Source organism: Dyella sp. KRB-257, assembly GCF_049445995.1.
Classification (GTDB): Bacteria; Pseudomonadota; Gammaproteobacteria; order Xanthomonadales; family Rhodanobacteraceae; genus Dyella_A.
Genome location: NZ_JBMSDZ010000007.1, coordinates 83167 through 98325 on the forward strand (window position 1 = coordinate 83167; position 15159 = coordinate 98325).

8 protein-coding genes and 1 pseudogene are annotated in these 15159 nt (G+C 71.3%); 4 read left to right on the top strand and 5 right to left on the bottom strand.

All coding sequences use genetic code 11. The features are described from left to right. Positions 1–26: 26 nt before the first annotated feature. Genes recC through recD form a run of 4 tightly spaced genes read left to right on the top strand, consistent with a single transcriptional unit; the run spans position 27 to position 10057 of the window. The gene (gene recC, locus ACO2Q2_RS07580) at positions 27–3494 is read left to right on the top strand and encodes an exodeoxyribonuclease V subunit gamma (protein WP_423255157.1); all 3468 of its coding nucleotides are present in this window, start codon (positions 27–29) and stop codon (positions 3492–3494) included. Next, complete coding sequence (locus ACO2Q2_RS07585; RefSeq protein ID WP_423255158.1) at positions 3491–7039, top strand: UvrD-helicase domain-containing protein; 3549 nt, start codon at positions 3491–3493, stop codon at positions 7037–7039. Before recC ends, ACO2Q2_RS07585 begins: the two co-directional genes overlap by 4 nt. Before the next feature lie 55 nt (positions 7040–7094). Then, complete coding sequence (locus ACO2Q2_RS07590) at positions 7095–8261, top strand: hypothetical protein (protein ID WP_423255159.1); 1167 nt, start codon at positions 7095–7097, stop codon at positions 8259–8261. After that, entirely contained in the window at positions 8258–10057 is a 1800-nt protein-coding gene (gene recD, locus ACO2Q2_RS07595) for an exodeoxyribonuclease V subunit alpha (RefSeq protein WP_423255160.1), read from the top strand. The genes ACO2Q2_RS07590 and recD overlap by 4 nt, the downstream gene beginning before the upstream one ends. Before the next feature lie 222 nt (positions 10058–10279). Here recD and ACO2Q2_RS07600 read toward each other — a convergent pair whose 3' ends face one another. From ACO2Q2_RS07600 to ACO2Q2_RS07620, 5 genes and pseudogenes are all read right to left on the bottom strand, one after another. Continuing rightward, complete coding sequence (locus tag ACO2Q2_RS07600) at positions 10280–11086, bottom strand: N-acetylmuramoyl-L-alanine amidase (RefSeq protein WP_423255161.1); 807 nt, start codon at positions 11084–11086, stop codon at positions 10280–10282. Positions 11087–11133: 47 nt separating this feature from the next. Beyond that, positions 11134–11262 (bottom strand): annotated as a pseudogene (locus ACO2Q2_RS07605) (serine hydrolase); the annotation flags it as partial. A 149-nt stretch (positions 11263–11411) separates the two neighbouring features. Next, entirely contained in the window at positions 11412–12092 is a 681-nt protein-coding gene (locus ACO2Q2_RS07610; protein WP_423255162.1) for a M15 family metallopeptidase, read from the bottom strand. Positions 12093–12241: 149 nt separating this feature from the next. Further along, positions 12242–13798 (bottom strand): serine hydrolase, encoded by a 1557-nt coding sequence (locus ACO2Q2_RS07615; protein WP_423255163.1) that lies wholly within the window; start codon positions 13796–13798, stop codon positions 12242–12244. Between the two features lie 139 nt (positions 13799–13937). Then, positions 13938–15152, bottom strand: a complete 1215-nt coding sequence (locus tag ACO2Q2_RS07620; protein WP_423255164.1) for a dipeptidase — start codon at positions 15150–15152, stop codon at positions 13938–13940. Between the last annotated feature and the right edge of the window lie 7 nt (positions 15153–15159).

The window sequence follows — 15159 nt, forward strand, 5'->3', positions numbered from 1 at the left end:
CACCGCGCACGGCTATCATCCCCACGATGCACACCGCCCCCACGGACGACCCTGGCCGCGGCCTCGTGATCTACCGCGCGAGCCGGCTCGAAGCGCTGCTCGATCCGCTGCTGCAGCTGCTCGACAGCGTGCCGCCGGCGCACGTGCTGGCGCCGCAGACGGTGATCGCCGCGCACCCGGGCATGCGCCACTGGCTGGCCGGCGCGCTGGCGCGCAAGCGCGGCCCCGGCGGCATCGTCGCCAACCTGCGCATCTCGCTGCCCAGCAGTTGGCTCGACGAGCTGGCGCTGAGCGTGCTCGGCAGCGGCGCGGTGGCGCTCACGCCGTATCGGCGCGACCGCCTGCGCTGGCGCATCCACGAGCACCTGCCGGCGATCGACGACGCCCGCGTGCAGGGCTACCTCGCCGGCGCCGACCCGGCCCGCCGCCGCTACCAGCTGGCCGACCGGCTGGCGCGCATCTACACCCAGTACCTGGTCTACCGGCCGGACTGGCTGGACGCCTGGGAGCGCGGCCGCGACGACCTGCCGGAACCTGCCTTCCTCGCGCCGCTGTGGCGCCAGTTGCGCGCGGAGATCGCCCTGCCGCACCGCGGCGAGCGCGTGCAGGCGCTGGTGCGCGAACTGGCGCGCGATCCGGCGCGCCACGCCGGCGACGAGCCGCTGCACCTGTTCGGCATCAGCCACCTCGCCCCGGCCGAGCTGGCGCTGCTGCGCGCGGTGAGCCGGTTGCGCCCGGTGATCCTGTACGTGCCCGACCCGTGCCGCGAGTTCTGGGCCGGCCTGCGCGGCGAGCGCGAGCAGCTGCGCGAGCTGGCCCGCAGCACCGATTTCGGCGAGGCCTCCGAGCGGTACTTCCTGCAGATGGGCCATCCGCTGCTGGCCGCGTGGGGGCGCATGGGCCAGCACTTCATGCTCAACCTGCAGAACGTGGACGACGCCATCGCCATGGACGTGCGCCACTGGCGGGACGAGGCGCCGCCGGCGGGGGAAAGCCCGGGCCTGCTGCAGCGCCTGCAGGAAAGCCTGCGCCAGCTCGATCCCGCGCTGATCGATCCGCTGCGTGGCGGTGCAGCGGCTGCCCTGGCCGACCGCTCGCTGCGCGTGCACCTGTGCCACACCCGCCTGCGCGAGCTGGAGGTGTTGCGCGACGCCTTGCTCGCCGAGCTGGCCGCGCGGCCGGATCTGAAACCTTCCGACATCGTGGTGATGGCGCCGGACATCGCCACCTACGTGCCGCTGCTGCCGGCGGTGTTCGGCGAGGCCGGCCGCCAGCAGGGGCCGCTGCCGTATCACCTCGCCGACGTCGCGGTGGCGCGCACGCATCCGCTGCTGGACGCGTTCAGCCGCCTGCTGGCGGTGCCCGAGTCGCGGCTCACCGCGCCGGAACTGCTCGACCTGATGCAGGTGCCGGAAGTGGCCCGCGCGCTCGGTTTGGGCGAGGGTGACCTCGACACGCTGGCCGGATGGCTGCGCCAGGCGCGCGTGGCCTGGGCGCTGGACGGCGCGTTCCGCGAAGGCTTCGGCGTGCCCGGCATCGACGAGCACACCTTTGCCTGGGGCATGGACCGTCTGCTCGCCGGCTACGTGCTGGGCGACGCCGACACCGGCGAGCACGGCTGGAACCTGCCCGACGGCGAACTGTGGCCGGTGGAGGGCGTGCACGGTCCGCAGGCGGCGATCCTCGGCGCGCTGGACCGCCTGCTGCTGGCGCTGGCCGAGCTGCATCGCGACGCGTCCGAGCCGCGCACCGCCTCGGCCTGGGCCACGCGGCTGGAGCGCCTGCTCGACACGCTGTTCCGCATCGACCCGCGCGACCGCGAGGCGGTGGAGGCGCTGTCGCTGCTGCGCCGCTTCCTGCAGGCGACCCGGCTGGAGACGGCCGACTGCGGGCTCGATCCGCTGCTGGAATTCTCCGTGGTGCGTGAGGTGCTGCGCGAACGGCTCGCCGCCGCGCCGGAGCGCCAGCGCTTCCTGCTCGGCGGCGTCACCTTCTGCGGCATGGTCCCGCAGCGCGCGATCCCGTTCCGGGTGATCGCCGTGCTCGGCCTGAACGACGGCGAGTTCCCGCGCGGCCCGGGCGACGCCGGACTCGACCTGATGCAGCGTCATCGCCGCCTCGGCGACCGCGACGTGCGCAGCGACGACCGCTACCTGTTCCTGGAAACGGTGATGGCCGCGCGCGAGGTGCTGCACCTCTCGTACATCGGCGAAGGCGTGCGCGACGGCAAGCCGCGCAACCCGGCCGCGCCGCTGGCCGAGCTGCTGCAGTGCCTGGACGACCAGGCCGGCCTGCGCGGTGTCGACGCCGACGAGGACGACCGGCCGCCGGTCCCCGACGCGCCGCGCACGATCCACCGGCCGTGGCGCATCAAGCATCCGCTGCAGCCGTTCGACCGCCGCTATTTCGACGGCAGCGATCCGCGCCTGTTCACCTTCGATGGCGGCAGCGCCGGCATGGTGCGCGGCGCGCCGGCCGCGCCGTTCCTCGACGGTGGCGACGAGGCGGGCGACGAGGTGCCGGGACCCATCGCCCTGCGCGAGGTGCAGGCCTACTTCCGCGATCCGGCGCGGCAGCTGCTGGCGCAGCGGCTCAACATCCGGCTCGACGCGCTGGAGGACGACCGCCTGCAGGCCGACGAGCCGCTGCAGTCGGGCTTCGGCGCGATGGACCAGGTCGGTCGCCGGCTGTTCTTCGACGCCCTGGCCGCGGGCCGTTTCGACCTGCCGGAGCCGCCGCCGGCCTGGCTGCGGCTCAGCGGCATGCTGCCCGGCGGGCGGCTCGGTCTGGCCGCCTGGACGGCCGAACGCGAGGCGGTGAACGCGCTGCTGCAGGCGGCGCGGGCGCATCCGCTGTTCGCCGGTGCCCTGCCGCAGCGCCAGCCGCGCGCGTTCTCGCTCGTCGTGGGCGAACACACGGTGGAGGGCGTACTGGAGCGCGTGTTCGCCGCCGACGAGGCGCTGTGGCTGTTCGAGGCCTGGCCGGGCAAGCAGCCCGTGTCGCTGACGTTCCGCGAGCGCGTGCCGCTGTTCCTCGACTGGGCGCTGCTGCGCCTGGCGGTCGACGCCACCACGCCGGTGCGCGTGGCGGTGTTCACCGCGGATGAAACGGCCGACGTGGGCAGACTGTTCAACGAGTGGGACGAGAAGCTGCACGCCGCGCCGCCGCAGACCGCGCGCGCGATGCGTGACGCACTGGCCGCGCGCGTCGCTGCGCTGCTGGCGATCTGGCGCCAGGCGCAGCGCCGGCCGCTGCCGTATTTCCCGCGCACCAGCTGGGCCACGCTGGACGACAAGCCCGACGCCGCGCGGCAGGCCTGGGAGGGCGGCTTCAACCACACCGGCGAGCGCGACTACGCGCCCGGCTACGCGCGCCTGCTCGCCGGCGAGATGAATTTCGCCGACGGTCAGTCGCAGCACGCCGAACTGCAGTCGCTGGCGCTGCGCCTGTCGCGCCTGATCGACCCGGCCACGCTGGACGAGGTGAACGCATGACCGGCACCGCCGAACACGCCGCAGCGCTGGACTGGACCCGGCTGCAGCTGGCCGGCGACGGCCGCACCCTGATCGAGGCCAGCGCCGGCACGGGCAAGACCTGGACCATCGCCGTGCTCTACCTGCGCCTGCTGCTGGAGCAGGGCCTGAGCCCGCGCGCCATCGTGGTCACCACCTTCACCGACGCCGCGGCGCAGGAGCTGCGCGAGCGCCTGCGCGCCAAACTGGTGTGGGGCGAGATGGCCGCGGCGGACTGGCAGGCCGGCATCGACGCGGCGAACGTCGGGCCCGACCTCACATGGCTGCAGGCGCGCTGGCAGGACGATCCGGCACAGGCCGAACGCGACCGCCTGCGCCTGCGCCTCGCCCAGGCCGAGCTGGATCTGGCCCCGGTCGGCACCATCCACAGCCTGTGCCGGCGCATCCTCACCGACTACCCGTTCGAGAGCGGCACCGGCTTCCAGCTGGGCGAGATGGTCTCGTCCGAGGCGCTGCTCGATGAATGGTCGGCCGACCTGTGGCGGCGACTGCAGCAGGGCGATGTCGCGGTGCCGGAGGCGCCGGACAAGCTCGCCACCCTGCGTCGCCAGCTCAAGGCTTATTTGCAGCCCGGCGTGGCGCTGTGGGCGCCCGACGCAGCGTGCCTGGAGGCTGAACTGCCGGCGTCACAGGCCGAGGCGCTGGAGAGTTTCGCTGCCGACAAGGCGAACTTTCTGCCACGCAAGACCGCGCTGAAGGGCGCGCTGCGGGCGCTGGCGCAGTGGCTGCGCGATCGCGGCGAGCCGCCCAAGGCCTCGGTGATCGCCCACCTGCTTGCGGCCGAAGCGGGTGCCCACGAACAACTTTCCGCCGATGCCCTGGTCGCCCCGGCCACGCGTGACCTGCTCGCCTTCGCCGCCCGCGCCAGCCGTCTGTTCGAGTACGCCGCCAAGGCCGACGAAGTACGCGCCTGGCAGGGCTGGTTGGCGCAGGTGCAGGCCTGGCGCGAGGAACGCCTCGCCGCGCGCGGCCAGCTCAGTTACGACGAGCTGATCGCCCGCGTCGGCAGCGCGCTCGCTCGCGAGGACCGTGCGCTGGCCGACCGGCTGTTCGCCGCCTGGCCGGTGGCGCTGGTGGACGAGTTCCAGGATACCGACGGCCAGCAGTACGACATCCTGCGCGCGATCTACAGCGACGGCGGCGGCGCGGCGCGCGGGCGGCTGGTGATGATCGGCGACCCCAAGCAGGCGATCTACCGCTTCCGCGGCGGCGACATCCACACCTACCTGCGCGCCGCCGACGGCGCCGATGAGGTGCTGCGGCTGGACATCAACCACCGTTCCTCGCGCGCCATGGTCGCGGCGCTGAACCAGTTCTACGCCGCGGCCGGCGAGGTGCTGAGCGCGGACCCGGACGGTCGCATCCGCGTCGAGCCGGTCAAGGCCAGCGGTCGTCGCGACGACGCGCCGTACACCGTCGACGGCGCGCCGCTGGCGCAGCCGCTGCAGTTGCATTGGCAGCCGGACTATCCCGCGTCGGTGCCCGCGCGCTCGCGCGAGGCGCTGGATGCCTGCGCGCGGCAGATCGCCGAGCTGCTGGCCTCCGGCCGCCACCGCATCGGCGACCGCGCGGTGCAGCCGGGCGACATCGCCGTGCTGCTGCCCGGCAACCACGACATCACCGAGCTGCGCGCGCGGCTGCAGCGGCTGGGCGTGCCCTGCGTGGGTGCGGGTCGCTCCAGCGTGTTCGCGCTGGACGTGGCGCGTGAGCTGCAGATCCTGCTCTACGGCATCGATCACGCCAGTGACGAGGGGGCGCTGCGCGCGGCGCTGGCGACACGGCTGTATGGGCTCACGTTTCAACGGCTCAAGGCGCTGCGCGAGCAGCCGGAGGCGTGGCTCGACTACGAGCAGCAGTTCCAGCAGTGGCGAGCGCGCTGGCAGCGCGAGGGCGTGCTGTCGGTGGTGCGCGCGTTGATCGAACACGCCGCGCCCGCGCTGCTGGCCGGCGACGACGGCGAGCGCACCCTCACCGACCTGCGTCACCTGGGCGAACTGCTGCAGGCGCAGTCCGAGCAACTGCACGGCAGCGAGCAGCTGCTGGCCTGGTTCGCCCGCCAGCGCGAGGGCGAGGCCGCCGGCGGCGAGGCGGCGGACGAGCAGCAGCTGCGCATCGAATCCGACGCCCGGCGCGTGCGCCTGATGACCCTGCACGCGAGCAAGGGGCTGGAGTTCAACCTGGTGTTCCTGCCGCTGATGTGGGACCACACGCGCAACGCCAACGACACCTTGCCGGTGATCGACGAGCCGCTGTGCGGTCGGCGCGTGATCGGCTTCGGCAAGGCGGCCAGGGCGCAGTATGACCGCGAGGGCCAGGACGAGCGCTTCCGCGTGCTCTACGTGGCGCTGACCCGCGCCGTTCACGCCTGCCATGTCTACGTGCTGCCGCCGGATCGCCCGAAGCAGGCCAACAGCGACAAGCCGGCGGGCGATCCCGAACGCGCGCCACTGGACGTGTCGATCGGGCGCCTGCTCGCCGCGCGGGCGGCCGGCCTCGACCTCGCCGCAGCGGCACCGCAGCTGGGCTGGTCCGCCGACGGCTGGCCGTGGCGCGCCGGCCGGCTCGCGCTGGAGGCGCCGCCGGAAGGTCCGCGCATCGCGCGCCGGGAGCCGCCGCCGCATCCCGATGCCCGCGTCTACAGCTTCTCCACCCTGGTCCGCGGTGCCCACGCCGGCACGCTGGAAGACGCCGCCGCCAGCGACGAGGTGCCGCTGACCGACGAACTCGCCGAGGCGCTGGACGGAGCGCTGCCCGCCGCCGAGCCGGCATCGCCGCATCCGGAGCTGCAGGCGCTGGCGGCGATCCGCGGCGCCGACATCGGCAACGCGCTGCACGCGATGTTCGAGCACCGCACCATCGGCGAGCCGATGACCCGCCAGCTCGTCCTGATCGACCGCGAGCTCGGCGACGCCGGCGTGCCGCTGGACCCGCGCGAGCGCCCGGCGCTGATCGACCGCATCGCGCGGCGATTGCAGGCCAACCTGGAAGCCGAGCTGCTGCCCGGCCTGCGGCTCGGTGAGCTGCCGCCGCAGCGCCAGCTGGCCGAGATGGAATTCCACTATGTGCTCGACGCCGCCTCGGTGGCCGCGCTGCGCGAAGCCTGCGCACGCCACGGCGAGCCGGCGCTGGTGCCGTTCACCGCGGTCAACCGGCTGCGCGGGCGGATGACCGGCAAGATCGACCTGATCCTCGAACACGAGGGCCGCTTCCACGTGCTCGACTACAAGAGCAACTACCTCGGCGACCGTCTGGACGGCTATACGCCCGACGCGCTGCGCGTGGCGATGGATGCCCACCAGTACCGCTTCCAGGCGCTGCTCTACACCGTGGCGGTGGACCGCATGCTGCGCCAGCGCCTGCCCGGCTATCGGCGCGACCGGCACCTGGGCGAGGCGATCTACCTGTTCGTGCGCGCGGTGGGGCTGGCGCCGCGCTCCGGCATCTGGCGCCACCGCTTCGACGATGCGCTGGTCGACATGGCAGACAGGGTGCTTGCCGGATTATGATTTATTATGAATGAAAACATAAATTATGCATTCGCCATGATTGGGGGATAAAAGCATGATGCACTTCCCGCGAACTGCCTTGGCCACAGAGCTGGCAAGCGCCATCCAGGGCAGGAATCTGTTCGGCGACGCCCACAACGGCTTGTTTCTCGCCGCGCCCAGGCGCACCGGAAAGTCCACGTTTCTGAAGGAGGATCTGAAGCCGGAGTTGGAGCGCCAGGGATTGGTCGTGGTCTATGTGGACCTCTGGTCCGACCAGCGACGCGATCCTGGAAACCTGATTTCAGATGCCGTCGGTCATGCCCTGGACATGTACCTCGGCATGGTCGCGAAGACGGCCAAAGCGGCCGGCCTGGAGAGCATCAGCATCGTCGGTGCCTTGAAGATCGACACGAGCAAGATCGGCCGCATTGACGGCATGACGTTGTCTGAAGCGCTTCGCGTGCTGCATGAGGCGGCCAGAAAGCCCGTCGTGCTCGTGATCGATGAAGCCCAGCATGCGTTGACCAGTGAAGTGGGCGAAGCCGTCATGGCCGCGCTGAAATCAGCCCGAGACCAGCTCAATGCCCCCGGCAGGGTCGATCTGATGCTGGTGATGTCCGGTTCGGACAGGGACAAGCTGCTGCGACTGGTGAACAGCAACAGCGCGCCGTTTTACGGCTCGCAGGTCCAGAAGATGCCGGTGCTGGGCGACGACTTCATCGAGCACGTCGTGAGTCTGATCGAGAAACAGCGGCCGGAACTGCGGCCCGCCAACGGAGCTCTGCTCGCGAAGGCCTTCGCGCGATTCGGTCACCGCCCCCAGTTTTTCCTGGCGGCGCTCGGCGAGGCCCTCAGCCCCTTCTCGGGTTTCGAAGGGCGCTTCGAAGACGCGGTCATCGCTGCCGCAGAGCTTCGCCAGAAGGACGATGAAGCCCGGATGGAATCCGAATATCTCGGATTGAGGCCGCTGGAGCGTGCGGTGCTGTGGCGACTGCTCGAGCAGGAACACCGCTTTCGTCCTTACGACGCGGATGCACTGCGCTTCTACCAGCACAAAACAGGCCAGAAAATCACGGCCCAGAAGGCGCAGACCGCACTGGAAAGCCTGCGGCAACATCAGCCGCCGATGGTCTGGAAATCCGCGCGCAGCGAGTACGCCGTCGACGACGCTGCCATGCACCGTTGGTACCGCGACCGCACCGACGCGGGAACATGGCCACCGAACGATCCGACCGCATGAGCGCCTACCGTTTCGTGCCCTCGCCGCTGGAACTGACCGATGCACCGTGGCGTCCGCTCGACCGCGCCGTGCTGCGCTGGACCCTGGGCCACGGCGGCTCGCCGCTGCTGGCCAAGGTCGTCGCCTGGGCCAGCTACGCCGACGGCGAGGGCGATACCGCGCTGCCGCTGGCGGGCGAGGGCGCCGGTCGCCACGGCATGCCGCGACCGGACGCCGAGGCGCTCGCTGCCCTGCGCGCCGAGCCGCTGGTCGGCGACGGCCGCGCGCCGACGCCGTACGTGATCGACGCCGACGACCGCTTCTACCTTTGGCGCAACCACGCGCACGAGGTCGCTGTGGCGAACGCGGTGCGCACGCGACGCGACGCGGCCGTGCCCGCGCCGGCCGACGATGAGCTGGTGGACATGCTGTTCCACGGCGACCGCTCCGACGCCGTGCAGCGCCAGCGCGACGCGGTGGCCGCGGTCGCCGGGCACAAGCTGTTCGTGCTCACCGGCGGTCCCGGCACCGGCAAGACCACCACCGTGCTGCGCATGCTGCTCGCCCTGCAGCGACAGGCGGCGGGTGCCGCGCTGTCGATCCAGGTCGCCGCGCCCACCGGCAAGGCCGCGCAGCGGCTGGTGCAGTCGCTGCGGCAGGGCAAGCAGGCGCTGGCCGCGCGGCTCGACGACAGCTGGAATGCCGCGCTGGCGGCGATCCCCGACAGCGAGGCGCTGACCCTGCATCGCCTGCTCGGCTACGACCCGCGCCGCAACCGCTTCACCCGCGATGCGGCGCATCCGCTGGCCGCCGACGTGGTGGTGGTGGACGAGGCCTCGATGGTCGACCTGGCCCTGCTGCGCGCTCTGCTCGACGCGGTGCGGCCGCAGGCCACGCTGATCCTGGTGGGCGATGCCGACCAGCTCACCTCGGTGGCTGCCGGCTCGGTGCTGATGGATCTGGTGACCGCGTTCGAGGCCGATCCGCGCGGTGATCTGATACGGCTGGAGCACAGCTTCCGCGCCGAGCGGCAGCTGGTGCCGATCAACCAGGCCGTGCGACGGGGCGACGAAGGCGCGTTGCGCGAGGCGATGAGCGCCGCCGGCGACGACGCGCGCTGGCGCGAGATCGCCGACGCCGCGGCGCTGCGCCGCGCGCTGGCCGGCTGGTGCGACGCCTTGGCCGCGTTGTCGATCCGTCCCGCGCTGCCGCCGCGCGACGAGGCCAATGCCGAGGCGCGGGCGGCGGTGGCGGTGCAGGCGCTGCGCGCCCTGGCGCAGCGCCAGCTGCTGTCGGCGCTGCGCGAGGACGTCTTCGGCGCGCTCGCCCTCAACGGCTGGATCGAGCAGCGCCTGAAACAGCTCTGGAACGTGCCGCCGGACCGCCACTGGTACGCCGGCCGCGCCGTGCTGGTGACCCGCAACGACTACGCCGCGCGCCTGTACAACGGCGACGTCGGGCTGTGCCTGGCCGAGCCGGACGGTTCGCTGCGCGTGTGGTTCGAGACGGTGGACGAGCACGGCCGCGCCAGCGCGCGCAGCTTCGCCCCCGGCACGCTGCCGCCGCACGAGGGCGGCTTCGCCATCACCGTGCACAAGAGCCAGGGCTCCGAATACGACCTCGCCGCCGTGCTGCTGCCGCCCGATCCCGAACACCGCCTGCTGTCGCGCCAGCTGCTCTACACCGGCTTGTCGCGGGCGAAGCGGCGGGTCGAACTGTGGGGTACGGCGCAGGCGGTCGCCGCCGCGCTGGATCGACCGGTGCAGCGCGCGGGCGGGTTGGCGGAGAGGTTGTTGCGGGAGGACGGCGGGTGCTGAGCGGCTGTTGCGTGGGGGCATAGCGTGCGCCCTGTGTTCGAACGGCTCTGGGCTCTGTAGCTACATCTTTCGCGCACAGGGTGCGCTCCTACAAAGCGGGCCGCTGTAGGAGCGCACCCTGTGCGCGATTCGCCGCTGTGCGCGATTCGCCGCTGTGCGCGATTCGCCGGGTCGGTCGCCCACAGGGTGGGCTCCTACAGATCGACGGCGGGTTGGGCGTTCTCAGCCGTCGCCAGCGACGTCCGGCACCACGGGCGCCGCACACGCGTTGCCGCCGCCGTCGATCTGCTGCGCGAGGTTGTAGAGAATCCGCGCATCCTCGGCATCCAGCGTCTCGCCCTGCATCGCGCGGAAGTGGTGGTGGAACGAGCGCACCGCGCCCGGGCGATCGTCCAGCGGATAGCCGACCACGGCCAGCGCCATCCACGGGTCGAAGCCGGCGGGCGGATCGCACAGCGGCCCCTTCGGCCACCGGCCGAAGCCGGCCTGGGCCAGCGTGGCCCAGGGGAAGTACGGGCCGGGGTCGTCCTTGCGCGTGGGCGCCAGGTCCTCGTGGCCGATGACCTGCGTGGGCGGGATGCTCAGCCGCGTGGTGAGGTCGCCGAGCAGGCGCAGCAGGCTGCCGATCTGCGCCGGGGCGAACGGCGAATGGCCGTCGTTGTCCAGCTCGATGCCGATCGAGGCGGAGTTGAGGTCGGTGATGGTGCCCCAGCGGCCGCCGCCGGCATGCCAGGCGCGCAGCGGGTCGCTGACCAGCTGGTAGATGTGGCCGTCCCTGCCGATCAGATAGTGCGCGCTGACCGGGCCGCCGCTGTTGCGCGTGCGCAGGGTGTCCAGCGCCTGCTGCGCCGAGTCCTCGTCGGTGAAGTGCACCACGATCAGCACCGGCCGGCGGATGTCGTGGTTGGGCGAGGGCACCCAGGTCGCCAGTGGATTGCGCGGCGGCGCGTGCGCGCAGGCGCCGAGCAGGGCGATGCCGACGAGCAGGCCGAGCTGGCGGATCGTACGAGGCAGGAGCGAGCGGGACATCGATGGAGCTTTCCTTCGGGCGTGCATCAAGTGCGTTGAGCGCGTCGTCAATCGACGAGCCAGGGCTGCGCGATCCTCGGCACGGTCTGGTACGACTCGGGGTCGTTGCGGTTGGTCAGCAGGATCACGGTGAGGTGCCGCTTGGGCCAGCGCACGATCACGTTGCGGAAACCCACCAACACACGGTACATGCTCGTTGCTCCTTGGTTATTGGTCAGACCGCCGGCCTGCCGTCCGGCCCGTAGGAGCGCACCCTGTGCGCGATGCTCCGATCCTGAATCGGAGCAAGAGCATCGCGCACAGGGTGCGCTCCTACGGGTGATCCCTACCGGATCGGCACGTCGTACATCGTGTGCGGCGTGGGTTCGGGCTGGAAGGTGTAGTGCCACCACTCCATCGGATAGTTGCGGAAACCCTCGCGCGCCATCGCCTGGAGCAGGCGCTGGCGGTTCGCGCGTTGCGCGGCGGTGATGCCCGGATGGTCGGTGTTGGCGCGCGGTCCGAACCAGTCGAAGCCGGTGCCCATGTCCAGCGGTTTGCAATGGCGATCGTGCGCGTCGCACTGCTCCATGGTCAGGTCGGCGGTGGCGCCGCGGCTGTGGCCGGAGACCGGGGCGATGTAGTCGCCGAGCAGTTTCGACTTGTCGAGGTTCGGGTAATGCGTGGCCTTGGTGGACTGGTCGGACAGGTCGTGCGCCCAGCGCACGAAGTCGGCCACGGCGCGCGTCGGGCGATAGCAGTCCCAGATCCGCAGGCGCGCGTGTTCGCGGCGCAGGTCGCGCTCGACGCGCGCCAGCGCCTCGGCGACGGGTTTCAGCAGCAGGCACTTCGGCGCGGCGTAGCCGTCCACCGGGCGACCGACGAAGTTGTCGTGCCCGGCGTACTTGATGTCCTGGTGGATGTCCGGCACGAGGATGCGGATGTCGACCAGGTGCGCACCGGCGGCCGTCCTGGCGGGGGAGCGCGTGACGGGCTGGTTGGCGCAGACCGGCGGGATGGCGATCAACAGGGCCCACGTGATCGTGTAGGAGCGCACCCTGTGCGCGAATGCTCTTCGCTCTGATGGGAAGCCGGAGCAAGAGCATTCGCGCACAGGGTGCGCTCCTACAGGGGTTCGATGAGAGATGGGCGGCAGGCCGCGAACGGTTCGGTGCGTCATGGGCAGTCTCCGGTGCGCGCGAAGTGCAGGTCCTCGTAGTCGGAGCTGAAGTCGGCCAGCGCGTCAGCCTTGGCCATCGTCAGTGTCACCGGCGTGCCGGGGTGCACGTCGAGCCATGCGTCGGGATAGACCGTGGCGTCGTCCCAGTGCACCAGCAGGCGACCGTCCAGGCGGCGCACGTCGCCGGCCAACTTCGGGGACTTGGCCACCACGAAGCGCACGCGGTCGTTCGCGGCGCACAGCGTCATCTCGCCCAGCCAGGAATCGCGGTAGCGACCGATCCACGCGGCCGCTTCCTTGGGCGATACGGGCACGGCATGCGAGGTGTCCGGCGCCGGCGTGCGGCGGCTGTCGGCCTGCGCGGCGCGGTCCAGCGCCTCGGCGTACCAGGCGGCATCGCGGGTGTCGTGCGGTGCGGTGAAGTGCTTGAGCAGCAGCTCACCCAGCACGGTGCGCGCATCGTCAGCCTCGCCGTTGATGAGGAACACGAAGCCGCTGCGCTGGTCCGGCAGCAGCATCAGCTCCGAGTACATGCCCGACAGCGTGCCGGTGTGCCACACGGTCCAGTGGCCGTCCACGTCGGCCATGCGCCAGCCGTAGCCGTAGGCCATGACGTGGCTGTGGTCCCATGCGCGACGCTGCTTGGACACCGGGATCAGCATGTGCGGCGACTGCAGCACGCGGCGTTGTTCCTCCGACAGCCAGGGGAGCTGCGCCGGCGTGGGCGCCAGCCAGTTCTTGGCCCAGGCGAGCATGTCGGTGAGGTCGCAGCGGATGCCGCCGGCCGGTGCCGAGGTGATCGCCGGAATCGTCGCGCCGTCTTCGCGGATCGGTTCGTTGCGGCCGTCGACCTGGCGATGCGGCTGCGCCACGTCGCCTACCGCATCGCGGTTCCACGTGCCGACCTGGCAGCGGGTGAGGCCGAGCGGCTGGAACACCTCGCGATGCATCAGCGTCTCATACGGCGCGCCGCCCGCCGCTGCGGCGACTTCGCCGGCCACCACGTAGAGCAGGTTGTCGTACTGGTATTTCGAGCGAAAGCTGTAGCCGGGCTGGATGTAGCGCAGGCCGTGGATGATGTCCTGCCGCGTGTAGGCGTTCGGCTCGGGCCACAGCATCAGGTCGCCACCACCCTCGGGCAGGCCGCTGGAGTGGGTGAGCAGGTCGGCCACGCGCATGTTCCGGGTCACCCACGGATCGTGCATGGCGAAGTCGGGCAGATACTTCGTCACCGGGTCGTCCCAGTGCAGCGTGCCCTGATCGACCAGCCGGCCGAGCAGGGCGGTGGTCATGGCCTTGCTGTTGGAGGCGATCTTGAACAGCGTGCGGGCGTCGATCTTGCGGCCGGAGCCGGCGACGGTTTCGCCGCGGGTGGCGGTGTAGACGATCTTGCCGTGTTCGATGACGCCGAGGGCGATGCCGGGGAGGTGGTAGCGGGCGACGACGCTGTCGAGGATGTGGTCGTAGGTTGGGTTTGGCGGTGGGTGGGGTGTGGCTGTGGCGGTGATCGTGGCCAGGGTGAGAACCAGAGCGAAGCCAAGGCGCCCCCTCACCCCAGCCCTCTCCCCCGACGGCTTCGCCGCCAGGGGAGAGGGAGCACAGGCGGAGCGCGCTCTGACTCCCTCTCCCCCCGCCCCGCGGGGGGAGAGGGTTGGGGTGAGGGGGCGCTCTTGCTCTAAAGAAGACATCACCTCACTGCCTCGCGTCACGTTCCACCTCGCCCCACACCCGCAGCAGATTGCCGCCCCAGATCTTCGCGATGTCGTCCTCGCTGAAGCCGGCGCGGCGCAGGGCGGCGGTGACGTTGCGGGTTTCGCTGGCGTCCTTCCAGCCGGTGATGCCGCCGCCGCCGTCGAAGTCGGAGGCGATGCCGACGTGGTCGATGCCGGCGACGTCCACCATGTGGCGGATTTGCCCGACGTAGTCGTCCACGGTGGGCAGCGGGTAGGTCTTCTCGATCTCGGCCATGCCCTTGGCCATCGCCGGCAGGTAGTCGTGCTTGTCGGAGTCGTAGGCCTTGTCGCCGGCCTCGCGGGCGACCTGCGCCTGCAGTTTCTTTTCGGCCGCCTCGCGGCCGGGGTCCTTCTTCAGGAATTCCTTGTACGCCACCGCCTGGACCACGCCGCCCCTGGCGGCGATGGCGCGCAGCAGGTCGTCGGGCAGGTTGCGCGGGTGGTCGAGCACGGCGCGCGCGCCGGAGTGCGAGGCGATGATCGGCGCGGTGGACGCGGCGAGCGCGTCGCGCACGCAGCGGTCCGACGCGTGCGAGATGTCGACCATGATGCCGAGCGCGTTGGCGCGTTTGACCACCGCGCGACCGAAGTCGCTCATGCCGCGGTCGCCCGGGCTGTTCATCGCGCTCTCGCCGTGTTCGGTATCGGGCAGTGAGCTGGTGCACAGGTCGTTGTTGCCGACGTGGACCAGGCCGACGTAGCGCGCGCCGCGGTCGTAGGCGGCATCGAGTCGCTTGAGGTCATGGCCGAGCGAGTAGGCGTTCTCGACGCCGATCATCGCCGACAGCAGGCCGGCCTTGCGATTGGCCAGCGCCTGCGCGGGCGTGGTGGCCAGGCGGATGCGGTCGGGGTAGGTCATCAGCATGTCGCCGATGGCGTCGTATTTCTCCTCGGCCTGCTGCACGGCTTTCGCGTAGCCGGCGGCGTCCAGCGTGTGCTGCGGTACCCAGATCACGAAGAACGCGGCGTTGAGCCCGCCGCGCTCCATCTTGCCCAGGTCGACCCGCAGCGGCGTGTTCTCGCCGACGTCGAAGCGCGACTCGTGCATGTAGGTGAAGGGGATATCGACGTGCGTGTCGAGGGTGATCGGCGGATCGTCCTGGGCCGGCGCGGTGCCGGCCAGTACGTTACCGGCGAGGGCGAAGGCGATCAGGCAGGCCAGGGGTCGGATCATCGCTCGG